This window comes from Phenylobacterium sp. (genome assembly GCF_046590535.1).
Lineage (GTDB): Bacteria > Pseudomonadota > Alphaproteobacteria > Caulobacterales > Caulobacteraceae > Phenylobacterium.
Window position 1 is genome coordinate 1 of the sequence record NZ_JBKJTG010000236.1, and the last position, 21,470, is coordinate 21,470.

The 21,470-nt window shown below is 70.1% G+C and carries 23 protein-coding genes; 2 read left to right on the top strand and 21 right to left on the bottom strand.

Features of this window, described 5'->3' with window-relative positions:
• From nusA to ACLL81_RS14395, 5 genes are all read right to left on the bottom strand, one after another.
• On the bottom strand, window positions 1-1,222 hold a 1,222-nt coding region (gene nusA, locus ACLL81_RS14375), incomplete at its 3' end, for a transcription termination factor NusA (protein WP_411289045.1).
• A gap of 12 nt (window positions 1,223-1,234) precedes the next feature.
• Window positions 1,235-1,783 (bottom strand): ribosome maturation factor RimP, encoded by a 549-nt coding sequence (gene rimP, locus ACLL81_RS14380; protein WP_411289046.1) that lies wholly within the window; start codon window positions 1,781-1,783, stop codon window positions 1,235-1,237.
• Window positions 1,784-1,890: 107 nt separating this feature from the next.
• The gene (locus ACLL81_RS14385; protein ID WP_411289047.1) at window positions 1,891-3,873 is read right to left on the bottom strand and encodes a hypothetical protein; all 1,983 of its coding nucleotides are present in this window, start codon (window positions 3,871-3,873) and stop codon (window positions 1,891-1,893) included.
• A complete protein-coding gene (locus ACLL81_RS14390) occupies window positions 3,873-4,571 on the bottom strand; it encodes a class I SAM-dependent methyltransferase (protein WP_411289048.1) in 699 nt (232 codons plus the stop codon). Before ACLL81_RS14390 ends, ACLL81_RS14385 begins: the two co-directional genes overlap by 1 nt.
• Before the next feature lie 13 nt (window positions 4,572-4,584).
• On the bottom strand, window positions 4,585-5,769 hold the full coding sequence (locus ACLL81_RS14395; RefSeq protein ID WP_411289049.1) for a glycosyltransferase family 2 protein: 1,185 nt from the start codon (window positions 5,767-5,769) through the stop codon (window positions 4,585-4,587).
• A 160-nt stretch (window positions 5,770-5,929) separates the two neighbouring features.
• Here ACLL81_RS14395 and ppa point away from each other — a divergent pair, with 160 nt between their 5' ends.
• Window positions 5,930-6,478, top strand: coding sequence for an inorganic diphosphatase (gene ppa, locus ACLL81_RS14400; RefSeq protein ID WP_411289050.1), 549 nt, complete (start codon window positions 5,930-5,932; stop codon window positions 6,476-6,478).
• A gap of 92 nt (window positions 6,479-6,570) precedes the next feature.
• Here ppa and trmB read toward each other — a convergent pair whose 3' ends face one another.
• From trmB to murJ, 16 genes are all read right to left on the bottom strand, one after another.
• Window positions 6,571-7,245, bottom strand: a complete 675-nt coding sequence (trmB, locus tag ACLL81_RS14405) for a tRNA (guanosine(46)-N7)-methyltransferase TrmB (RefSeq protein ID WP_411289051.1) — start codon at window positions 7,243-7,245, stop codon at window positions 6,571-6,573.
• 11 nt (window positions 7,246-7,256) lie between these two features.
• A complete protein-coding gene (locus tag ACLL81_RS14410) occupies window positions 7,257-7,532 on the bottom strand; it encodes a YkvA family protein (RefSeq protein WP_411289052.1) in 276 nt (91 codons plus the stop codon).
• Between the two features lie 95 nt (window positions 7,533-7,627).
• Window positions 7,628-8,848, bottom strand: coding sequence for a methionine adenosyltransferase (gene metK, locus ACLL81_RS14415; RefSeq protein WP_411289053.1), 1,221 nt, complete (start codon window positions 8,846-8,848; stop codon window positions 7,628-7,630).
• Window positions 8,849-8,974: 126 nt separating this feature from the next.
• Complete coding sequence (locus ACLL81_RS14420; RefSeq protein WP_411289054.1) at window positions 8,975-9,382, bottom strand: helix-turn-helix domain-containing protein; 408 nt, start codon at window positions 9,380-9,382, stop codon at window positions 8,975-8,977.
• Between the two features lie 58 nt (window positions 9,383-9,440).
• A complete protein-coding gene (lnt, locus tag ACLL81_RS14425) occupies window positions 9,441-11,009 on the bottom strand; it encodes an apolipoprotein N-acyltransferase (protein ID WP_411289055.1) in 1,569 nt (522 codons plus the stop codon).
• A gap of 5 nt (window positions 11,010-11,014) precedes the next feature.
• Window positions 11,015-11,920 carry a CBS domain-containing protein gene (locus ACLL81_RS14430; protein ID WP_411289056.1) on the bottom strand — a complete coding sequence of 302 codons (906 nt, stop codon included), beginning with the start codon at window positions 11,918-11,920 and terminating at the stop codon, window positions 11,015-11,017.
• Window positions 11,913-12,377 carry an rRNA maturation RNase YbeY gene (ybeY, locus tag ACLL81_RS14435; protein WP_411289057.1) on the bottom strand — a complete coding sequence of 155 codons (465 nt, stop codon included), beginning with the start codon at window positions 12,375-12,377 and terminating at the stop codon, window positions 11,913-11,915. Before ybeY ends, ACLL81_RS14430 begins: the two co-directional genes overlap by 8 nt.
• Window positions 12,374-13,324: a PhoH family protein gene (locus ACLL81_RS14440; protein WP_411289058.1), complete on the bottom strand. Its 951-nt coding sequence runs from the start codon at window positions 13,322-13,324 to the stop codon at window positions 12,374-12,376. Before ACLL81_RS14440 ends, ybeY begins: the two co-directional genes overlap by 4 nt.
• Window positions 13,321-14,673, bottom strand: a complete 1,353-nt coding sequence (gene miaB, locus ACLL81_RS14445; protein WP_411289059.1) for a tRNA (N6-isopentenyl adenosine(37)-C2)-methylthiotransferase MiaB — start codon at window positions 14,671-14,673, stop codon at window positions 13,321-13,323. The genes ACLL81_RS14440 and miaB overlap by 4 nt, the downstream gene beginning before the upstream one ends.
• 44 nt (window positions 14,674-14,717) lie before the next feature.
• Window positions 14,718-15,155 carry a Fur family transcriptional regulator gene (locus ACLL81_RS14450; protein WP_411289060.1) on the bottom strand — a complete coding sequence of 146 codons (438 nt, stop codon included), beginning with the start codon at window positions 15,153-15,155 and terminating at the stop codon, window positions 14,718-14,720.
• An 8-nt stretch (window positions 15,156-15,163) separates the two neighbouring features.
• Window positions 15,164-15,619, bottom strand: coding sequence for a GNAT family N-acetyltransferase (locus tag ACLL81_RS14455; protein ID WP_411289061.1), 456 nt, complete (start codon window positions 15,617-15,619; stop codon window positions 15,164-15,166).
• Window positions 15,616-16,242 (bottom strand): tRNA (adenosine(37)-N6)-threonylcarbamoyltransferase complex dimerization subunit type 1 TsaB, encoded by a 627-nt coding sequence (gene tsaB / locus ACLL81_RS14460; RefSeq protein WP_411289067.1) that lies wholly within the window; start codon window positions 16,240-16,242, stop codon window positions 15,616-15,618. The genes ACLL81_RS14455 and tsaB overlap by 4 nt, the downstream gene beginning before the upstream one ends.
• A gap of 42 nt (window positions 16,243-16,284) precedes the next feature.
• The gene (locus ACLL81_RS14465; protein WP_411289062.1) at window positions 16,285-16,860 is read right to left on the bottom strand and encodes a NifU family protein; all 576 of its coding nucleotides are present in this window, start codon (window positions 16,858-16,860) and stop codon (window positions 16,285-16,287) included.
• Between the two features lie 45 nt (window positions 16,861-16,905).
• On the bottom strand, window positions 16,906-17,379 hold the full coding sequence (locus ACLL81_RS14470; protein WP_411289063.1) for a universal stress protein: 474 nt from the start codon (window positions 17,377-17,379) through the stop codon (window positions 16,906-16,908).
• A gap of 40 nt (window positions 17,380-17,419) precedes the next feature.
• On the bottom strand, window positions 17,420-18,454 hold the full coding sequence (gene trpS / locus ACLL81_RS14475) for a tryptophan--tRNA ligase (RefSeq protein ID WP_411289064.1): 1,035 nt from the start codon (window positions 18,452-18,454) through the stop codon (window positions 17,420-17,422).
• Between the two features lie 52 nt (window positions 18,455-18,506).
• A complete protein-coding gene (murJ, locus tag ACLL81_RS14480) occupies window positions 18,507-20,135 on the bottom strand; it encodes a murein biosynthesis integral membrane protein MurJ (protein ID WP_411289065.1) in 1,629 nt (542 codons plus the stop codon).
• 280 nt (window positions 20,136-20,415) lie between these two features.
• Here murJ and ACLL81_RS14485 point away from each other — a divergent pair.
• A partial coding sequence (locus ACLL81_RS14485; protein WP_411289066.1) for a hypothetical protein occupies window positions 20,416-21,470 on the top strand: 1,055 nt, incomplete at its 3' end.

A 21,470-nucleotide genomic window follows, 5' to 3' on the forward strand; every position in this document is an offset into this window, starting at 1 on the left:
CCAGATCCTCGACCGTGGCAAAGCCTTCGGTCACCAGCAGCTGGGCGATGACCTCGTCCACGTCCAGGGCCTCCTGGAACAGGGCGGTGCGCTCGGCGAACTCGCGCTGGCGGCGCTCGCTCTCCTGGCTCTCCGTCATGATGTCGATCTGCCAACCTGTGAGTTGACTTGCAAGACGCACGTTCTGGCCGCGGCGGCCGATGGCCAGCGACAACTGCTCGTCGGGCACCACGACTTCGACGCGCTCGTCCTCTTCATCCATCACCACCTTGGAGACTTCCGCGGGCGCCAAGCCGTTGACGATGAAGGTCGCCTCGTCCGCGCTCCACTGGATGATGTCGATCTTCTCGCCCTGCAGCTCGGCCACCACGGCCTGAACGCGGCTGCCGCGCATGCCGACGCAAGCGCCGACCGGGTCGATGGAGCTGTCGTTGGAGACCACCGCCATCTTGGCGCGGCTGCCCGGATCGCGGGCCACGGCGCGGATCTCGATGACCCCGTCGTAGACCTCCGGCACTTCCTGCGCGAACAGCTTTGCCATGAAGCCGCCATGGGCGCGGGAAAGCAGGATCTGCGGCCCCTTGGTCTCGCGCCGCACGTCGTAGATGTAGCAGCGGATACGGTCGCCGATGTTGAAGTTCTCCCGGGGAATCGACTGGTCGCGGCGCATGATGCCTTCGCCACGGCCGAGATCGACGACCACGTTGCCGTACTCGACGCGCTTGACCACGCCGTTGACGATCTCGCCAACCCGGTCCTTGAACTCCTCGAACTGGCGCTCGCGCTCGGCTTCGCGTACTTTTCCGGTCACCACTTGCCGAGCCATCTGCGTCTGGACGCGGCCGAACTCGAAGGGCGGCAGGACTTCTTCGTAGGTCTTGCCGACCACGGCGTCCTTGTCGTCACGCAAGGCGTCGGCCAGGCGCAGGATGCCGGCGGGCTCGTCGGCCGGGACCTCCTCGCCTTCCTCGTTGATCACCGCGCCGTAGTTGGCGTCGTCGGCCACCACAGTGACCACCCGCTTGACGATGGTCTCGCCGGTGGTCTGGTCGATGTGCACGCGGATGTCGTGCTCGGCGCCGTAGCGCGAGCGGGCGCCCTTCTGGATCGCCTCCTCGATCGCCTCGATGACGATCTGCTTGTCGATCGACTTCTCGCGGGCCACCGCGTCGGCGATGGTCAGAAGTTCAAGCCGGTTGGCTGAAATGCCGGTCAGGCTCATGGGATGTTCCTCTTACTCGGACGTCTGTTGCGGTTGTTCGGTTTGCAGCCGGGCGGCGCGGATGTCGGCGCCCCGCTTCATCAGATTGTCGGTGAGAACCAGCTTGGCCTCGGCGATCCAGGCGAACGGGATCAGGGCGGTGTCCGCCTCCCCGTCGATGTCGAGGGCGACGTTCAGCTCCTCGACGCCGGCTAGGACGCCCTTGAAGCGCTTGCGGCCCTCAGCCATGCGGTCGAGCTCTACGCGGGCCTCGTGGCCCTCGTAGGTGGCGAAGTCGGCCAGCCGGGTCAGCGGCCGGTCGACACCGGGAGACGAGACCTCCAGGGTATATTCGCCGGCGATCGGGTCGTCGGCGTCCATCACCTCGGAAATGGCCCGGGACAGGCGGGCGCAGTCCTCCACGTTCATGTCACCGTCGGAGGGGCGCTCGGCCATGATCTGCAGCCGGCGGGCGTGCTCTCCGCCCATCAGGCGCAGGCGCACGATCCCGTACCCCGCGGCCTCCGCCACAGGGTCGATGAGCTCAAGGAGCTTCAGGTCTTCGGCGGTTTTGCCGCGCATTCGTCCAGCCAAGAAAAAAGCGGCCGGGCCGGAGCCCGCCGCTCATAAGCGCCATCCAGCGCTACAAACGATGTTGAAGGGCAATATAGCGCCGGCGGAGGCGGTTGTCAGCCCTGAAGAGTCCTGGCCCGCTCCAGCCCCCATCGGACCGCCTCGTGCAGGGCCAGGACCGAGGCCATCACCAGCAGCGGCATCGCCGGCAGGGCATAGAGGTAGTTGGCTGCTGGGAACGATAGAGCGTCGACCAGGGCCAGTAACACCGCGCGGGCGCCGACCCCCGCCCACAGCGCCGTGCAGATCACCAACACAGCGTCGAGCCGGCCCTCGACGAGCGCGCGGACCAGCAGCAGTCCGTAGGCCGCAAGCCCGCCCACCACGAGCGCCAGATAGACCGGGCTCAAGCCGCCGGCCAGCCCGACCCATCGCTGGGAGAGCCGACTCTTCAGATAGACGTCGGTCAGATCGGTGGTGGCCTTCTCGACGAATATCCGGGCCCCGCCCAAGGCGCGCGGGCCCTCGCTCAAGCTCCACAGGTCGACAGGGAAACTGCCGGCGCCGGCTATCTGCACGTCGACCGGACAACCATGCTTCGCGGGACAGTCCGCCTGCAGGGTGAACCGCTGGTGGGTGAGCGCCGGATCGCCGAAGTGCGCAGCCAGGTCGGGACTGGCCCGCCGCTCGCTGTGGGTGACCTCCACCCCTGCCCCGGGGCGCCACTCGAACCACTGGGCCCCCTGGCCCACGAACCAGCCCTCAAGGCGCCGATGCCGGGTGCTCGGTTCGTAAGCGGGACTGTTCAGGAAGGCCACCATCTGCGCGGCGTCGGCGCCGGAAAGGTCCGACGGAAGGGCTTGGGTCCGCACCGGCTGGGTGAAGACCATCGCCCCCAGCACCCGGCCGAGCGAGCCGGCGACCTCGCCCGCCTGGGCAGGACGCATCGGCGGGACCAGCGGCAGGGCCCAGTCGGTGCAGGCGATCTTGTCCGCGTCGCAGGCCTCGTCCACCTCGCGGCCGATCCGGCGGTAGAAGGCCGCCGCCTTCTGGGGCGTGGCGTGCTGGCCGTCCAGCGCCGCGGCCTCGCGCAGCACCCACAGGAACCAGCCGCCCCCGAAATCCCCGCAGGTGCGCGCGTCCAACTGGCAGCCGTCTGCGGCGAAGCGTTCCGCAAGCGGTCCGTCAAGGACGGGCGTGCGGACCTCATCGAAGGCCGGGCTAACTTGGTAGATCCGCACCCGCGCGGCGCGGGGGGTCGGGACGCGGTCGCGGCGATCCGGGCCGGCTGCGTTCTGCAGCGCCCGCAGGGCGTCCTGAAAGGCGGCGTCGGTCACTTCGTTGACCACGAAGCGGCCGTAGTAGGCGTTGTTGAGGCCGCCCACCGCCAGGACCAGAGCCCCGGCCGCCAGGGCCGCGGCGGCGGCTGGCGCCAGCCGCCGCAGGCCGCCCCTGAGGCCCGCAGGGTCAGCCAGCAGGGGGACGAGGGCCAGGATCGCCAGGCCCGGGATCAGCCAGACCCCCTCCTCCCGCGTCAGCCACCACCAACCTCCCAGCAGGCCGACGACCAGCGCCGCCCAGGGTGGGCTGAGCGCCCGCCGGGTCGCGAGCGCGAGGGCTGCGGCAGCCAGGGCCAGGGTCAGGGAGGTGTAGAACAGGTCCCGGGTCACGCGCATGAGGTCGCCGGCGTAGAGCGGCGGCGCCAGCAGCATGAGGGCGAAGAAGCCCAGGGCCAGCCCGCGCGATCGCGCCACGCGCCCGACCACGGCGGCGGCGAAGCCCGAGCATCCCAGGTGGAACAGGGTGATCGCCAGAGTGAAGGACAGGCCTGTCACATTGGCCATCGCCAGGAAGGCCGGGAAGCCCATGCCCTTGGCCAGGGTCCGGTGGTCGTAGGCGCCCAGCCACTGGCCCGACGCCAGGGACCGGCCCAGCCGCACGAACAGGGCGTCGTCGAGGGCGGCCCCGGAGAGGACCACCGCCGGGCGCGCGCCGAAGCCGATCAGGAAAGCCACGGCCAGAACGCCGGCCAGGAGGATAAGCGCGACGTCCAGGGGCCGCCCGCGCCAGCTCCGCCTGGGGTTCTGGGGTGGGGGCATCAGGCGCTCCGGCGATGGGCGATGAGGAGCAGGTTGCTGGGCCAGCCCGCGAGCGACACCGAGTCCACCTGCACGCTGAACTCGGCCGCCGGCAGCGCCTTGGCCGCCAGCCGGCGAAGCTCCCCGGCGCCCAGCAAGTTGAGGTTGGCCTCTTCGGCGAAGAAGCCATTGCCGGTGCCGCGCATCAGGCGCCGGAACATGGGCTTGGGCAGCCAGTGGACCAGGGGCAGCACCGTGTGGAATTCCACCGGGAACCAGCGATTGGGCGTGGTCAGGAACACCGCGCGCGTTGCGACCCGGCCAAGTTCGGCGATGAACCGGGTTTGGTCTTCCGCCGAGCCCACATGCTCCAGCACGGCGGACGCGTGGGCCACGTCGTATGACCGGTCCGCGAACGGCAGGTCCAGCCCATCCGCTCGGACGAACCGCACGCCGGGATAGCGGGTCTCCAGGAAGGCCGCGTCGTCGACGCCCACCGCGGTGATCCGGTCCTTGTGCGGGTACCAGGCCTCCACATAGTTGGAGCTGTCGTAGGTCTGGTCGGAGGTGGCGCCCACATCGAGCAGGCTCTCCTGCGGACGGATCGCCGTAGCGTCGAGGAACCGCTGGAACATCCGGCGGCGCTGATAGGCCGACAGCCGTTCGGAGAGGCTGCCCGGGCCGATGGTGCTGAACTGGCGGTTGGGCGGCCTCAGCATGGCGGGCGGGCCATCATGTGCCCGGGCCTCGCATCCTGGGGATCGCCAGGGTGCCCAGGAGAAGGGCGGCGAAGACGGTCTGTAGGCCGACCACCACGAAGGCCAGCCCGGCCACAACCAGCCGCGGGATCGTCGGGTCGGCCAGGACGCCGAAGTCGCGCCGCATCCAGGCCGCCAGCGCGTAGCCGAAGGCCGCCAGTCCCGCCGCCCCCGATGCCAGGCCCAGGAGCGCCATCCGCTCGGTGCTGATGTGCGGCAGGAGGGCGTCGGAGATCGGTGTGTCGGGCAGGAACCCGGTCATCGCCGCATAGGAGCGCGACAGCACGCCGAAGGTGACTGCCTGGACGCCGGCGACGATCATGAAACACGCGGCGACGAAGGCGTTGAGGTCCAGGATGATGCCGCGGGTGACCTCCACCGGACCCGCGGCCAGCACGGCGGCCAGCGCCAAACCAGCGCCCGCGATCAGCCCGCCGGGATAGAAGAACAGCCAGCGCGGGCTGTACATCAAGAGGAACTTCAGGTGCCGCCAGCCGTCGCGCCAGGTCTTCAGGTGGGGCTTGCGGCTACGGCCGTCGGGCCGCAGGCGGGCGGGGACCTCCTCCAGCCGCAGGCCGACGATTGCGGCCCGCACCACCATCTCGCTGGCGAACTCCATGCCGGTGGTCTGCAGCTTCAGGCCGCGGATCGCCTCGGCGCGGAAGCCGCGCAGGCCACAATGGAAGTCGCCAACGGGAATGCGGAAGAACATCCGCCCCAGGAAGCTGAGCACCGGATTGCCCAGGTAGCGGTGCAGGAAAGGCATGGCGCCGGGCTCGATCCCGCCCTGGAAGCGGTTGCCCATCACCAGGTCCGCGCCGCCGCGCAGCCGCGTGACGAAGGCGCCCAGGTCGGCGAAGTCGTAGCTGTCGTCCGCATCGCCCATGATGATGTAGCGTCCGGCGGCGGCCTGGATGCCGCCCAGGAGCGCCGCCCCATAGCCCCGGGCCGGCACGTCCACCACACGAGCGCCAACGGACCGGGCGATGGCCTGGGACCCGTCCGTGCTGCCGTTGTCGGCGATCAGCACCTCGCCGCGCACCCCGGCCCGGGCCAGGAAGCCTTGCGCCTTGCCGATGCAGACGGCCAGGGTCTCGGCCTCGTCGAGGCACGGCATCAGGATGGTCAACTCGACCGCCGCCGGCCCCCGGGCCACCATGCCTTGTCTCCCCAGTCCGGCGCACGCCGATCATCCCCGCGACCGGGCCGCGACTCAAGCCCCTCGCGCCACGTCAGATTGTGTGACCGGCCTTCCCCCGGACCGCGTCTTGGTCCACAGAGCGCGCCTTCCCTTTGTGTGTCCCCCAAGGCCTGCCCCCATGGACCTCTCCAAGATTCCCGTCGGCGTGAACCCGCCCTACGACGTCAACGCCATCATCGAGATCCCGCAGGGCGGCGAGCCGGTGAAGTACGAGATCGACAAGGAGAGCGGCGCGCTCTTCGTCGACCGCTTCCTGCACACCGCCATGTTCTATCCGGGCAACTACGGCTTCATCCCGCACACCCTGGCCGATGACGGGGACCCCATGGACATCATCGTGGTGGGCCAGACCCCCGTGGTGCCGGGCGCGATCATCCGCGCGCGGCCCATCGGGACGCTGATGATGACCGACGAGGCCGGCGGCGACGAAAAGGTACTGGCGGTGCCGGTGGACGCCCTGCATCCGTTCTACACCGGGGTGGATTCCTGGCGCAGCCTGCCGCGGATACTCACCGAGCAGATCGCCCACTTCTTCCAGCACTACAAGGACCTGGAGAAGGGCAAGTCGGTGGAGATCAGCCGCTGGGCCGACGCCGAGGAGACCGCCGACCTGATCCGCGCCGCCATCGAGCGCTACAAGGCGGCTAATGCTCCCCCCCAGGAGTAGCTGTCGCGGAGCGACTGAGGGAGTTTCATCTCCAGACTCAGTGGCTGCAACCCCTCCACCCCTTCGGGATCCCCCTCCCCCTGCGGGGCGGATCAGTTCCTTACGAAGTCCAGGAACACCGGAGCGCAGTCGCCCAGGCGCTTTTCCTCATAGCGGGTGGTGATGTGGTCGGCGGGCGGGGTGCGCCAGTCATCCGCGTTTTCCGCCGTCCAACGGAAGGCCGGGTTGGCGGCGATCCGTTGCAGGCTCCAGTCCACATAGTGGGCCCAGTCGCTGGCGAACCGCAGCCGCCCGCCCGGCGCCAGCAACCGCGCGAACTCGGCCACGGCGCCCTCCTGCACCAGCCGGCGCTTGTGGTGGCGCGACTTGGGCCAGGGGTCGGGGAAGAGGATGAAGATGCGCGCCAGGCTGGCGTCGGCCAGCCGGCCGGTGAGGTCGCGCACGTCGCCGTCGTGCAGGCGCACATTGGCCAGACCCCGTTCGTCCAGATGGCGAAGCGCGCTGGCCACCCCGTTGTGGAAGGGCTCGGCCCCAAGCACCAGGACGTCGGGATGGAGGTCCGCCTGGGCGGCCATGTGCTCGCCGCCGCCGAAGCCGATCTCCAGCCAGGTTTCCCGGGCGGCGGGCATCAGGCCCTGGGACTCCACCGGCCCCGGCGGCACGCGCACCTTTGGCAGAAGGGTCTCCAACAGCGCCGCCTGCCGAGGCTTGATGGGCCGCGACTTCAGCCGGCCGAACGAGCGGATCGGGGAGTGTTGGTCGGACATGGCGCCCGGCTCTAGCGCAGCCCGCCCGCGATGGCGACCGCGCCGGCCGTAGCGACGACAAGCCAGCCGGCGATCACCAGCGCGGCGGCCACCCGGCTGACCGGCCGGCGGGCGGCGGCCTCCGCGGCCGCACGATGGGCGGCCAGCACCTCGGCCGGGATCAGCCGCAGCGCGAGCCAAAGGCCCGCCGGGACCAGGATGAGGTCGTCGAGCAGGCCCAGCACCGGTATGAAGTCCGGGATCAGGTCGATGGGCGACAGGGCGTAGGCGGCGACCGCCAACGCCACGGCCTTGGCGAGCCACGGGGTACGCGGATCGCGGGCGGCCAGCCAGACGGCGTGGGCGTCGCGCCTCAGCGCGAACGCCCAGGCGCGCAGTCGCTTCAGGCCAAGCCCCTAAGCTGGTCCACCAGATCGGTGCGTTCCCAGGAAAAACCACCCTCATTGTCCGGCTGGCGGCCGAAGTGGCCGTAGGCGGCGGTGCGGGCATAGATCGGCTTGTTCAGGCCCAGGTGCTCGCGGATGGCGCGGGGCGTGGCGCCGCCGATCATCTCCGGCAAGGCCAGTTCCAGCTTGGCGGGGTCGATCTCGCCGGTCTCGTGCAGGTCGACGTAGAAGGACAGCGGCTCGGCCACGCCGATGGCGTAGGCGATCTGGATGGTGCACTTGCGGGCCAGGCCGGCGGCCACGACGTTCTTGGCTAAGTAGCGGCAGGCGTAGGCCGCCGAGCGGTCCACCTTGGTGGGATCCTTGCCGGAGAAGGCGCCGCCGCCGTGCGGGGCCGCGCCGCCGTAGGTGTCAACGATGATCTTGCGCCCGGTGAGGCCGGCGTCGCCATCCGGCCCGCCGATCTCGAACTTGCCGGTTGGGTTGACGTGCCAGTGGGTCTTCTTGGTCAGGAGGCCGTCGGGGAACACGCTTTCCACATAGGGGCGGATCGCCTCCTGGATGCGCTTGGGCGTGGCCATCTGCAGGCCGATGCGCTTCTTGTGCTGGGTGGAGACGACGATCTGCAGGATCTCCACCGGCCGGCCGTCCTCGTAGCGGACAGTGACCTGGCTCTTGGCGTCGGGCTCCAGCACCGGGCACTCGCCGGAGTGACGGACCTCGGCCAACCGGCGCAGGATCTCGTGGGAATACTGCAGGGTGGCCGGCATCAGCGCCGCGGTCTCATCGCAGGCGTAGCCGAACATGATGCCCTGGTCACCGGCGCCCTCGTCCTTGTTCGCCGTGGCGTCGACGCCCTGGGCGATATGCTCGGACTGTGGGTGCAGATAGCAGGCGAACTTGGCCTTCTGCCAGTGGAAGCCCTTCTGCTCGTAGCCGATGTCCTTCACCGCCTGGCGAACCTTGGGCTCCAGGCTGCGGACGATCTCGCGGGTCAGGGCCTTGTTCTCGGCCTTGGAGCCGCCCGGCCGGCCGGCGCGGACTTCGCCCGCCAGCACGATACGGTTGGTGGTCACCAGGGTCTCGCAGGCCACCCGGGCCTGGGGCTCCACCGACAGGAAGGCGTCGACCACGGTATCGGAAATCCGGTCGGCAACCTTGTCGGGGTGTCCCTCGGACACGCTCTCGCTGGTGAAGATATAGTTGGAACGGCTCAAGGGATCGGGCTCCGGAGGGCACCAGGCCGCCCTTAAGGCAGGCGGCCGGTCTGCAAGGTCGGCAAGGCTATAAAGAAATCTTTATGTCCCGCCAAGCGACGGCTTGCCGGCTGCGACGCGACGGCCTCAGGCCGGTTCGTCGCCGGCCAGGGCGCGGACCAGCTCCAGAACCTTCCGGCGGACCCTGGGCTGGGTGATCCTGGGGAAGGTCGCGGCCAACTCCAGGCCCTCGGAGGTCATCAGGAAGTCCTGCACAGTTTCCCGGGGCATGTTGGTTCCCGGCTCGCTGGGGTCGCCGAGGCCTTCGTAGAAGTAGCCGATGGAGGTGTTCATCGCCCGTGCCATCTCCCAGAGCTTCGAGGCGCTCGCCCGGTTGGCGGCGCGCTCATACTTCTGCACCTGCTGGAAGGTCAGCCCGATGGAGTCGGCCAGCTTCTCCTGGCTGACGCCCAACTCCTTGCGGCGCATGCGGATTCGCAGGCCCACATGCCGGTCGACGGGGTTCGGGGACCGGTCCGCGTCAAGTCGCTCCATACGCCCCCCATACCGAACCTTGCGAGCGCCGCCAAGAAGATGACGCTGCGTCACACAATCATGGTCGGCGAACAAACCTCAGCGCCGCCGCAATGAGCGATACGCAAAGCAGAGCGAGATAGATGCGCTCCCCGTGCCGGCCATAGGGGGTCTGCGGCAAGGCCGCCGGCAGGCGGGCGTCGATCACGCCCAGCTCGCCAAGTCCCAGCCGCGCGCCGGGGACGATCCGTCCGTAGGCGTCGATCGCCGCGGAGACGCCGGTCGGCGTGGCGCGCACGATCGGCAGGCCCTCCTCAATGGCCCGGTAGCTGGCGATGTTGAGATGCTGCAGAGGTCCGCTGGTCACTCCGAACCAGGCGTCGTTGGAGACGTTGAGTATCCAGGCCGGCCGCACGCCCTCCCGCGCTATGGCCCGGCGGGTGAATCCGGGGAACAGCGCCTCGTAGCAGATCAGCGGTTGCAACGCCGGTACGCCCGAAGGCGAAAGCGGACGGGGCGGCGGCCCGGCGCTGAAGTCCTGCGGCATGTGCACCAAGCTGCGCAGACCGATGCGGGTGGCGGTGTCCCCGAAGGGCAGGAACTCGCCGAACGGCACCAGCCGGTGCTTGTCATAGATGCCGGTGACCCGCAGCCCCTCGGCCTCGCGCCGGAAGGCCACCAGGCTGTTGTAGTAGCCGACCTTTCCTGCCGCGTCGGCCTGGGCCCGGTTGGCGCCCATCAGCAGGGTCTGGCCAGGCTCGAAGGCGTCGCGCAGCCTGGGCCCATAGGGCGATCCCGGCGCCATCAGGTCGTCGATCACCGCGGGCAGCGCCCCCTCGGGCCAGACCACGATGTCAGGCCGCGTCGGGGCGGGGCGGCGGCTCAGAGCTACGTAGGTGTCGAAGATCGCCGCGAGGTTCTCGGGGCGCCACTTGTCCTTCTGGTCGATGTCGGCCTGCACTACCCGGATCATCGGAGCGTCGGCGGCGCCCGGGTTGGCGTTCCCCAGCCGCGCCGCGCCGCCGGCGTAGAGCAATCCCAGGGCGGCCAGCGCCACCACCGCCGTGGCGATCTTGGTGAGGCGCCCGACCCTGTCCGCCAGGACGGCGGGCGCCGCGGCGATGGCCACGGTGATCCAGGTGAGGCCGTAGGCGCCCACCAGGGCGGCGGCCTGTGAGGGGGCGGAGCCGGCCCGCCAGCTTTCGCCGGGCAGATTCCACGGGAAGCCGGTGAGGATATTTCCGCGCAGCCATTCGAAACCGGCGAGGAGGCCTGCAAACACCAGCACCTTGGCCGCGCCGCGCGGCGCCAGCGCCCGGGAGGCCAGGCCCGCCGCCCCCCAGAACAGCGCCAGCCCGCCGGCCATCAGGACCAGGGCGAAGGGCGCCATCCAGCCCTGGTTGGCCGCGTCCACCATGAACGGCTCCACCACCCACCAGACACTGACGGCGAAGTAGCCGACGCCGGCCAGCCAGCCGCGGAAGAAGGCCTGGCGCAGGGGCCGCGGCCCCACGGTGTCGAGCAGCGCCAGGATGACCGCGTAGCCCAGCAGGCCCGGCAGCAGGCCGAACGGTGGATGCGCCAGGCCTGCGGCCAGGCCAGCCGCCAGCACCGCCAGCCTGGCCCGCCAAGGCGAGGTCGAAAGCACCCGCCTCAGGCCGCGGGCGCAGGCGGGGCGGCCCGGGACCGGAGCACGCGGACGCGCTTGACCCGCCGCGGATCACCGGACAGCACCTCGAAGCGAAAGCCGCCCGGATGCTCGATCACCTCGCGCCGTTGCGGCACCCGGCCGGCCAGGGCGTTGACCAAGCCGGCCACGGTGTCGATCTCCTCGTCCAGGTCGGCGGAGGCCAGGTCGACGCCCTTGCCGAGCGCCTGCTCGAGCTCCGCCAGCGGCGAGCGGCCGTCGACGATCAGGCCGGTCTCGTCCTCGACGATCGGCGCATAGCCGTGGTCGTCCACCTCGTCATGCTCGTCGTCGATCTGGCCGACCAGCTTTTCCAGCAGGTCCTCCAGGGTCACCAGGCCGTCGGTGCCGCCGAACTCGTCGATCACCAGGGCCATGTGGGTGCGCCGGCTGCGCATCAGGGCCAGCAGCTCGGCCGCGCGCATGGACGGCGGCACATAGAGCACCTTGCGGACGATCTGGTAGCGGCCCTGCAAGATCTCGTCGTCGGGCTTGGGCTTGCGGGTCTTGCGCGCCAGCAGCTTGAAGACGTCCTTGACGTGGACCACGCCCACCGGCTCGTCGAGGGTCTCCTTATAGACCGGCATCCGAGAGTGTTCGGCCTCGACGAACCGGGCGACCAGCTCGGCGAAGGTGCAGCCACGCTCCACCGCGACGATGTCGGCGCGGGGCTTCATCACGTCGTCGATGCGCAGGTCCTGGAAGGCGCGGGCCTGGCTCACCAGTTCGCCGGTGGCCTCGGCGATCGGCTCGGACACGCCAGGGTGTGGCTCGGGCTGGGGTTTCCGGAAGAGGTCGAACAGCGCCATCACACCGCGCCCGCCCCCCTTGGGAGCCGGGGTGGTGGGACTGGAAGGGTCGGGGTCAGTCATGGTCTCCCTCGCCGGCCGCGTAGGGGTCGGGGACCCCCAAGCTGGCCAGGACGACGCGCTCGAGGCCCTCCATCGCGAGAGCCTCCTCATCCTTCATGTGGTCGTATCCTAGAAGGTGCAACACCCCATGCGCCACAAGATGCTGCAGGTGGTGGGCCAGCGGCTTGCCCTGCTGGGCCGCCTCCGCCACGCAGACCTCATAGGCCAGGGCCACGTCGCCCAGGTGCTGCTCCGGGTTCGCCGCCGCCGGGAAGGACAGCACATTGGTGGGTCCGTCCTTGCCGCGGAACCGGACGTTGAGGTCGGCCACCGCCGCATCGTCGGTAAGCAGGATGGTGACCCCGCCGCCCGCGCGGCCCTCATGGGCCAGGGCCGCCTCGGCCGCCTGGCGCGACAGGGCCTCGGCCGCCGGCTCCGCGGCAGACCAGGCCTCGGCCTCAATCTCGATATCGATCAAACGGTGCGCCCGCGCTGGGCCGCGTCGGCGTCGTAGGCGCGAACGATGCGCTCCACCAGAGGGTGGCGGACCACATCTTCCGCCGTAAACCGGGTGACGCCGATGCCCTTGACGCCCTCCAACAGAGCGACCGCGTGAGCCAGGCCCGAATCGTTCGGGCTGGAAAGATCGATCTGCGTGGGGTCGCCGGTCACCGCCATCCGCGCGCCCTCGCCCAGGCGGGTCAGCACCATCTTCATCTGGGCGCGACTGACGTTCTGAGCCTCGTCGACGATGACGAAGGCGTGGCTGAGCGTGCGGCCACGGAGGAAGGCGATGGGGGCGACCTCGATCTCGCCTTTCTCGCGGCGGCGTCGAAGCTGCTCGCCGCCCAGGATGTCGGTGAGCGCCTCCCAGACCGGCGCCATGTAGGGATCGACCTTCTCGGTCAGATCGCCCGGCAGGAAGCCCAGGCGTTCGCCGGCCTCCACCGCGGGCCGCGAGACAATCAGCCGGTCCACCGCGCCGCGCAGCAGCAGGCCCGCGCCGTGCGCCACGGCCAGGAAGGTCTTGCCGGTGCCCGCGGGGCCCAGGCCGAACACCAGCTCGCAATTGGCCAGGGCCTGCAGATAGACCGCCTGGGTCGGGGTTTTCGGCGCCACCTGGCCGCGCTTGCCCACCGGCAGGCCGCTGGCGCCCGTGCCGCCGCCGCGCGCCTGGCCGATGGCCACCCGCACGTCGGCCTCGGTGACCTCCAGCCCCTGGTCGGCGCGCGCGGCGATGGCCTGGACGGTCTTCTTGGCCTGACCGCGGGACTTGGAATCGCCGCTCAGCGACACCCCGCCGCCCGGCGTCTCCACCAGCACGCCGAAGGCGTCTTCGATCAGCGCCACATGGCGGCTGTTGGCGCCGGCGACAGCACGGACGGCGACGTCGGACAGCGGAAGGAATTCAGGCGCGCGGCTCAAACGGCCTCCAGTTCCCGGGTGGGGACCAGGCTGCCCGCCAGGCTCATGCGGGCCGCCCCGTCGATATGCACGGGAACGATCTGGCCGATCAGTCGATCCGGGGCGGTCACATGCACCGCCTGCAGATAGGGGCTGCGGCCGATCAGCTGGCCTTCGTGGCGGCCGCGCCGTTCGAACAGCACCGGCAGGGTGCGGCCGGTCTGGCGGGTGTTGAAGGCGCGGGCCTGCGCGTTAATCAGGTCGTTAAGCCGAGCCAGGCGCTCATCCTTCACCGCCTCGTCCACCTGCCCCGGCAGGGCGGCGGCCGGCGTGCCGGGGCGGCGGGAATATTTAAAGGTGAAGGCGGTGGCGTAGTCCACGTCGCCGACCAGCTGCAGGGTCGCCTCGAAATCGGCGTCCCGCTCACCGGGGAAGCCCACGATGAAGTCGCCGGAGATGGCGATGTCCGGCCGGCTCGCCCGGATGCGTCCGATCAGGCGCAGGTAGCTGTCGGCGGTGTGCGCCCGGTTCATGGCTTTCAAAATCCGGTCGGACCCCGACTGCACCGGCAGGTGCAGGTAGGGCATCAGGGCGTCCACCTCGGCGTGAGCGGCGATCAAGGCGTCGTCCATGTCGCGCGGGTGACTGGTGGTGTAGCGGATGCGGTCGAGGCCCGGGATCGCCGCCAGCCGGCGCACCAGGGCGGCCAGGCCCCCCTCGCCCGCATAGGCGTTGACGTTCTGGCCCAGCAGAGTGAGCTCGCGCACGCCCTGCTCGGCCAGCCCGCGGGCCTCGGCTTCGATGGCGTCGGCCGGCCGCGACCACTCGCCGCCACGGGTGTAGGGCACCACACAGAAGGTGCAGAACTTGTCGCAGCCCTCCTGCACGGTGAGGAAGGCGGTGACCCCAGTGGGCCGGCGTTCAGTGGGCAGGGCGTCGAACTTGGCTTCCGCCGCGAAGTCGGTGGCCAGCCGCTCGCCGCGGGCCCGGTGGGTGCGGGCGATCAGTTCGGGGAGCTGATGATAGGCCTGCGGACCCACCACCAGGTCCACCGCGGGCTGGCGGCGCATTATCTCCTCGCCCTCGGCCTGGGCAACGCAGCCCGCCACGACGATGGTCATGGTCCCGCCGGCGGCTTGTGTCTCCAGCTTTAGGAGCCTGATCTGGCCCAGCTCGGAGTACACCTTCTCGGTAGCTTTCTCGCGGATGTGGCAGGTGTTCAGCACCACCAGGTCCGCGCCTTGCGGCGTTGGGCTCATGGCGTAGCCCAGCGGGGCCAGGATGTCGGCCATCCGCTCGCTGTCATAGACGTTCATCTGACAGCCGTAGGTCTTGATGTAGAGGCGCTTCTGCGGCGCTTGTGCGGACATGGCCGGGGTTATGCGGGCCGGCGACAGCCGGCGCAAGTTCGTGCTCAGTCGTCGAGGGGCATCCCGTAGAGCTCCAGGCGGTGATCCACCAGCCGGTAGCCGAGCTTCCTGGCGATGGCTTCCTGCAGGGCCTCGATCTCGGCGTCCACGAACTCCACCACCTTGCCGGTCTTCATGTCGATCAGGTGGTCGTGGTGTTCCTCGGGGTGCTCCTCGTAGCGGGAGCGGCCGTCGCGGAAGTCATGCCGGGTGATGATGCCGCTCTCCTCGAACAGGCGAACCGTCCGGTAGACGGTGGCGATGGAGATGTGCGGGTCGACGGCGTGGGCCCGGCGGTGGAGCTCCTCGACGTCGGGGTGGTCGTGGGCGTCGGAGAGCACGCGGGCGATCACCCGGCGCTGCTCGGTCATGCGCATGCCCTTGTCGACGCAGAGCTGCTCGATGCGGTCGGGCACGTTCGGCTCCTGGAGGCTTCTCAACATGGACAGGTCTAAGGGGCTATGGCGCTGAGGTCGAGACGCATGACGAGGGCGTCGGCCCGTCCCGCGGCGCCGCGGTCGTAGTAGGCCCTGCGAAAGCCCGCCCGGCGGAACCCGAAGCCTTCGTAGAGGGCGCAGCCGGCGTCGTTATCTATCGCCACCTCCAGGAAGGCTTCCGCCACCCGGGCCTGGCGGGCTGCGCCGAGAGCCGCCGTGAGCAGCGCCCTGGCCACCCCGCGGCGCCGGGCCCAGGGCGCGACGCCCAGGGTGAGGATCTCCATCTCTCCGGCCGCCGTGCGGCAGAGCACCACCCCCAGGGGATCGTCGTCCTCAGCCACGAAGCCGAAGATTCCCTCGCCGTCCAGCAGGTCCTCGAACTCGTCCTCCCGCCAGGGCGCGTCGAAGGCCTGGGCGTGGGCCGAGGCCATGGCCGGCGCCTGCGCCGCCGTCGCCCAGGTGAGCTTCATGCCGGCAACTTGGCGTCGGGCGCGCGCAGGTAGAGCGGGCGCAGCGGGGTCAGAGGCTTGCCCGCGGCGATGCGGGCCACGTGGCGGGCGTCGCAGCCGTCCGCCGCCAGCCCCCGCGCGCCGGGGCAGACCGGCGCCAACAGGTGCGCGCCGGAGCCCACGAGGGTCACCGCCCGGCCCATGGAAAGCTCGGCGACCCGGGCTGCGGCCACCTCCACGGCCACGGCGTCGGGCGCCATCAGCGGGCGGCCGGCGTCGAAGCCCTGCAAATAGACCTGGTCGCGGCGCGCATCGACCACGGCGAACACCAAGCCGTCGGTCTCGGCGGCCAGGGCCTCCAGCGTGCCAACGCCGACACCGGGGATGTTCAGCGCGGAGGCCAGGCCCTTGGCGAAGGCGACGCCGACCCTGAGGCCGGTGAAGGAGCCCGGCCCCACGGTGACGCCGATGCGCTGCAGGGCGGCAAAGCCGATCCCGGCCTCGCCCATCACCTTCTGAGCCATGGGGGCCAGCCGCTCCTGGTGGCCGCGGGCCATGGTCTCGGAGGCCGAGGCCAGCACGCGATCGCCGTCGAGGACGGCGACCGAACAGGCGGTGAGGCAGGTGTCGAGGCCGAGCACGATCATCGGGGGCCGCGATAGACGGTTCCGTGCGGGGGCGAAAGCTTAGCCGAGGGTCTGCTCGACCCGGGTCACTTCCGGCACATAGTGCTTGAGCATGTTCTCGACGCCCGCCTTCAGGGTTGCGGTGGACGACGGACAGCCGGCGCAGGCGCCGCGCATGTTCAGCCACACCACCCCGGTGTCGGGCTCGAATTTCGAGAACAGAATGTCGCCGCCGTCCTGGGCCACAGCCGGGCGGATGCGGGTATCCAGGAGGTCCTTGATCTCGGCCACCACCTGGGCGGTGTCGCCTTCATAGACCTCGGCGTCGTGGCCGCCCGCCTGGTCGTCGGCGCCAGCGAACAGCGGCCGACCGGCGGTGAAGTGGTCCATGATGGCCGCCAGGATCGGCGCCTTCAGATGGGCCCAGTCGAAGGCTGCGTCCTTACCCACGGTGAGGAAGTCGGAGCCAAAGAACACCCGGATGACGCCCTCGATGGCGAACAGGTCGGCGGCCAGCGCCGAGGCCTCGGCCTCCGCGGGCTCGCGGAAGTCCCGTGTTCCCTCGCCCATGACCTCGCGGCCGGGCAGGAATTTCAGCACCTCGGGGTTCGGCGTGGCTTCAGTCTGGATGAACATGGACCAGATGTGGCGTGCGCGGGGCCCGCGCGCAAGTTCGCGGCCTCACGCCAGGTCGGCGATCTCGGCGTCGGTCAGGTCGCCCGGCACCACGGTGACGGGCACCTTGCGGGCGCCCCAGGTGACGCCTTCCTTGGCCAGGGAGGCCACCAGCGGCCCCGGTCCGCGCCCGCCCACCGCGGCGGCCACCACCAGGATCTTGATGTCGGGATCGTCGGCCAGCACCTGTTTCAGCGCCGCACGGATGCTGTCGGCGTTGATGATCAGGAATTCCGGCGGCAGGCCGGTTTCCGCCATGACGAACTCGGCTGACTGCTGCAGGGCGGTCTCCGCCTCCTGCCGCTGCTGGCGCTCGATCTCCTCGCGCACCCCGGACCAGTGCTCGAACACAGCCGGCTCGATGACCCGAAGCAGCGCCACGTGGCCGCCGGTGGAGCGCGCCCGGCGGCAGGCGAAGCGCAACGCCGCCTGATACTCAGGCGTGTCGTCGGCCACCACCAGGAACTTGCGCTTGCTCATTGGGCGACGGTGCGGCGCCCGCGCGACCGAGACAAGGATCTCAGCCCGCCCATAAGCCGACGAGCTTCCGCACCTCGGCCACCGTCGGCGCAGCCACCGCGCGGGCCCGTTCGGCGCCGTCGCCAAGGATACGGTCGATCTCGGCGGGATCAGCCATCAGCCGGCGCATCTCCGCGCCGATCGGCCCCATCACCGAGACGGCCAGGTCCGCCAGTCTCGGCTTGAAAGCGCCGAAGCCCTGGCCGGCATATTCGGTGAGCACGTCCTGGGCGGTGCGGCCCTCCAGCGCCGCGTAGATGCCGATCAGGTTCAGCGCCTCCGCGCGGCCCGCGAGGTCAGCGATCAGCTCCGGCAGCGGGTCGGCGTCGGTGCGCGCCTTCCTCACCTTCTGGGCGATGGTCTCCGCGTCGTCGGTGAGGTTGATCCGCGAATTGTCCGAGGGGTCGGACTTGGACATCTTCGCGGCGCCGTCGCGCAGGCTCATGATCCGCGCGCCCGGCCCCTGGGTCAGCGGTTCAGGCAGGGGGAAGAAACCCGGCGCGGCGAAGTCGTGGTTGAACTTGCCTGCAATGTCGCGGGTCAGCTCCAGGTGCTGCTTCTGGTCGTCGCCCACCGGCACCTGGGTGGCCTTGTAGACCAGGATGTCGGCGGCCTGCAGCACCGGGTAGGTGTAGAGCCCGACGCTGGCGCGCTCCTTGTGCTTGCCAGCCTTGTCCTTGAACTGGGTCATCCGGTCGAGCCAGCCCAGGCGGGCCACGCAGTTGAACACCCAGGCGAGTTCGGTGTGCTCAGGCACCGCCGACTGCGGGAAGATGGTGGCGACCTTCGGGTCGAGGCCGGTGGCCAGATAGGCCGCGGCGATCTCGCGGACCTGTCCCTTCAGCTTCGCGGGCTCCTGCCAGGCGGTGATGGCGTGCAGGTCGGCCACGAAGATGAAGGTCGGGACCTCATGCTGCAGGCGCGCGAACTTCACCAGCGCGCCCAGGTAGTTGCCCAGGTGCAGGTCGCCGGAGGGCTGCACGCCCGAGAGCACCCGTTGGGGGCCTGCATAGGTCGCCGGAATTTCGTCGGTCATGGTGCAGGCTTCTGGATCGAAGGGAGCCGGTGGCGCAAGGTCCGAATGCGGCTCAGGGCGCGTCCACCGGCGCCGGATCGCCCCGCCGGCGGCGGAAGACAGCGCGGAGTTCGGCGGGCGTCACCCCTCCGAACGCGAACAGCAGCGCCGGATAGAGCGCCAGCCCGACCCCGCAGATCGCCACGATGGTGATCTCCTTGGCGCCGCGGCTGAACGGCGAGACCGCGGCGTAGGCCGCTTCGATCTCCGGCCGGAACAAGCTGCAGAGCGCCAGCAGGCCCCCCAGCACGGCGCTGGCGGCGGCCACCCGGGCGATCTTGGAAAGCGCCTTTGCCGACGGTCGCCAGATATCGCGCCGTCCCAGCGCCACCCACATCTGGATCACCGTGATCCAGGCCGCGATGCTGGTGGCCATGGCGACCCCCACCGGGCCCAGCCACCAGAAAAGCGCCAAGCCCAGCGCGATGTTCACCGCCACCGAGATCAGCGAGAAGCGCATGGGCGTCCTGGTGTCCTGCCGGGCGAAGAACGCCGGCTGCAGGATGCGCAGCAGCACGAAGGCGGGCACGCCCCAGGCGTAATGGAACAGCAGGGCGCCCGTGGCCGCGGCGTCGGCCTGGGTGAAGGCGCCTCGGGTGAACAGGCCGTCGATCAGATAGAGCGGCAGGGCCATCAGGGCCGCGGCGGCCGGCAGGCTGAAGGCCAGCGCAAACACCAGCCCCTGATCCATGGCGCCCTGGGCGTCCGCCGTGTCCTCCGCCTGCAGGGCCTGGGACAGCCTGGGCAGCAGGGCCACGCCGATGGCCACCCCCACCAGGCTCATGGGCAACTGGTAGAGCCGGTCGGCGACGTTCATCCACACCCGCATCCCGGCCACCTGCGAGGCCAGGATGCCGGAAATGAAAATGTTGATCTGGGTGGCGCTGTTGGCGATGGCGGCGGGGATGGCCAGGCGGATCAGCGCCTTCATGTCCGGGGTCAGGGTGGGCAGGATGAAGCGGATGCGCGCGCCGGTGCGCCTGGCGCCCCACCAGCAGATCGCCGCCTGGCCGATCCCCGCCACCACGACGCCGCCCGACGCCCACCAGGCCGCCTGGATCGGGTCGTCCTGCGGCAGCACCGCGGCCAGCATCACCACATTGAGGATGGTCGGATAGGCCGCTGAGACGATGAAGCGGCCCCGGGCGTTCAGCACGCCGGAAAACAACGCCGCGATCGCCATGCACGGCAGGTAGGGCATGGTCAGCTGGGTCAGCATCCACGAGAGGCGGAACTTCTCTGGCTCGTCCGCATAGCCCGGGTTGATCAGGTACATCAGCCACGGCATCGAAAGCTGGGCGACAAGCATCACCGCCACGGTGGCGGCGGCCACAGTGGCCAGGGCGTCGGCGGCGAAGCGGTCGGCCTCGGCTTCCCCAGCGCCGGCCAGCTTGCGCGAATAGCTGGGCACGAAGGCCGCGGCGAAGGCGCCCTCCGCGAAAATCCGCCGGAACAGGTTCGGGAAGGCCAGCGCCGTATAGTAGGCGTCCGCCGCGATGGTCTGGCTGGCGCCCAGCTTGGCGGTGATCACCAGGTCGCGGACCAGCCCCATCAGCCGGCTGACCATGGTCAGCGAGGCGAACACCGCCGAGGAGCGGATCAGGCCGCCGGAGCGGGCGCGCGGGGCGGGGGTCTGGGTCACGCCCTGTGGTCGCCTGCGCCGGGTAAACGGTCAAGCCGCCGGCGCGACGCGGCGCCGGGCCGGCGCCCGGACCTCCATCGCTCCTCCCCGCGAAAGCGGGGGCCTAGGTGATCGGCAAGTCCTGAAATGAGCGGTTCGGAGGTTCCGGTCAGCGGACGATGGGAAGTTCCGAAATGGGTGGGGAGCGGAAGTTGGCGCACAGCGCTGTAACCGCAGCTTGGTCGTTGACGGCTAGCCCTTAGTCGAACACCGTTCCCCCTGCGGTTGGGGGGCTGCGCGAATGGCGGACGGAAACACAGGCGCAAAGCCGCGACGGGCTCGTCGGGCGGGCGCGCCCACCACCAACGACCCCATTGAGATCGCTATGGAGGCTGAGGCGGCAGGCGAAGGGCCGCAAGGGGTTGCCAGCCAGGTCCTCACCGAACAGCTGCAGCTAATCCGCACCCAGACCCGCCTTGGCCGTTGGCAGATCGCTTCCGAGCGAGCCGGGGTCGCGCTGAAGGTGCTGACGGGCCTGGCAGGTGTCGCGGCGGCTTGCATGCTGGGCGTGATGGCCTGGAACGCCAGCCAGGACGACAGCCTAGTCATAGACCCCGTCAGCGCGCCGGAGGACCTCGTGCGCGAGGGCGCCACGGAGGCCGCGCTGGCGCATGCCCTGCAGGACAAGCTGGTGCAGTTGCGGGCCGACACGAGCGCGCCGCTGGTGTCGGCCGAGGTGCGCGAGAAGGACGGCGGCGGCCTCAAGGTGCAGATCCCCGGCTCAGGCGTCAGTCTTGCCGACCTGGACTTGGCGCTGCGCCAGGCGCTCGGGCGGCAGACCCACCTTTCGGCCGAGGTCTCCCGCGTGAACTCCGGCGCCGAGAAAGGCGCTCTGGCGATCACCGCGCGGCTGGGCTCGCAGCCCGGCGTGCGGCTGGTGCAGCCGGACGGCGACCTGGATGCCCTGATGGGCCGAGCCGCGGAATACGCTTACCGCACCGCCGAGCCGATCAAATACTCCAGCTGGCTGGCGGAGCGTGGGCGGACCGGGGAGGCCGCTCAGGTGCTGAATCTGCTGACCCGCGTCGGCTCTGACATGGACCGGGCGCAGGCCTATTATGCGCTCAGTTTTCCGCAGATGATGGCGACCCCGGTCCGGCGCCGCGAGCTGCTCGCGGAAGCGGTCCGCCTCTCGAACGGGCGTGTTGGGCTGAACGACTACGCCGTCTCCGAAAACGGACTGGGTCACGCCGAAGCCGCCTACGGAGCGTGGGTGCGGCTGATGAAACGCCCGGACACGGGCCTGGCTCGCTACACGGATGAGCAACGGGCTCTCATCAAGTTGCTTCCTGCCGC

Excerpts from the sequence above, each read along its gene's own strand:
- rimP (WP_411289046.1), bottom strand. The coding sequence starts at position 1,783 with ATGCGCGGCAAAACCGCCGAAGACCTGAAGCTCCTTGAGCTCATCGAC.
- ACLL81_RS14450 (WP_411289060.1), bottom strand. The coding sequence starts at position 15,155 with ATGTTGAGAAGCCTCCAGGAGCCGAACGTGCCCGACCGCATCGAGCAG.
- trpS (WP_411289064.1), bottom strand. The coding sequence starts at position 18,454 with ATGACCGACGAAATTCCGGCGACCTATGCAGGCCCCCAACGGGTGCTC.
- ppa (WP_411289050.1), top strand. The coding sequence starts at position 5,930 with ATGGACCTCTCCAAGATTCCCGTCGGCGTGAACCCGCCCTACGACGTC.
- ACLL81_RS14420 (WP_411289054.1), bottom strand. The coding sequence starts at position 9,382 with ATGGAGCGACTTGACGCGGACCGGTCCCCGAACCCCGTCGACCGGCAT.
- miaB (WP_411289059.1), bottom strand. The coding sequence starts at position 14,673 with ATGTCCGCACAAGCGCCGCAGAAGCGCCTCTACATCAAGACCTACGGC.
- ACLL81_RS14465 (WP_411289062.1), bottom strand. The coding sequence starts at position 16,860 with ATGTTCATCCAGACTGAAGCCACGCCGAACCCCGAGGTGCTGAAATTC.
- ACLL81_RS14470 (WP_411289063.1), bottom strand. The coding sequence starts at position 17,379 with ATGAGCAAGCGCAAGTTCCTGGTGGTGGCCGACGACACGCCTGAGTAT.
- ACLL81_RS14395 (WP_411289049.1), bottom strand. The coding sequence starts at position 5,769 with ATGGTGGCCCGGGGGCCGGCGGCGGTCGAGTTGACCATCCTGATGCCG.
- ACLL81_RS14455 (WP_411289061.1), bottom strand. The coding sequence starts at position 15,619 with ATGAAGCTCACCTGGGCGACGGCGGCGCAGGCGCCGGCCATGGCCTCG.
- ACLL81_RS14390 (WP_411289048.1), bottom strand. The coding sequence starts at position 4,571 with ATGCTGAGGCCGCCCAACCGCCAGTTCAGCACCATCGGCCCGGGCAGC.
- trmB (WP_411289051.1), bottom strand. The coding sequence starts at position 7,245 with ATGTCCGACCAACACTCCCCGATCCGCTCGTTCGGCCGGCTGAAGTCG.
- ACLL81_RS14385 (WP_411289047.1), bottom strand. The coding sequence starts at position 3,873 with ATGCCCCCACCCCAGAACCCCAGGCGGAGCTGGCGCGGGCGGCCCCTG.
- ACLL81_RS14430 (WP_411289056.1), bottom strand. The coding sequence starts at position 11,920 with ATGACTGACCCCGACCCTTCCAGTCCCACCACCCCGGCTCCCAAGGGG.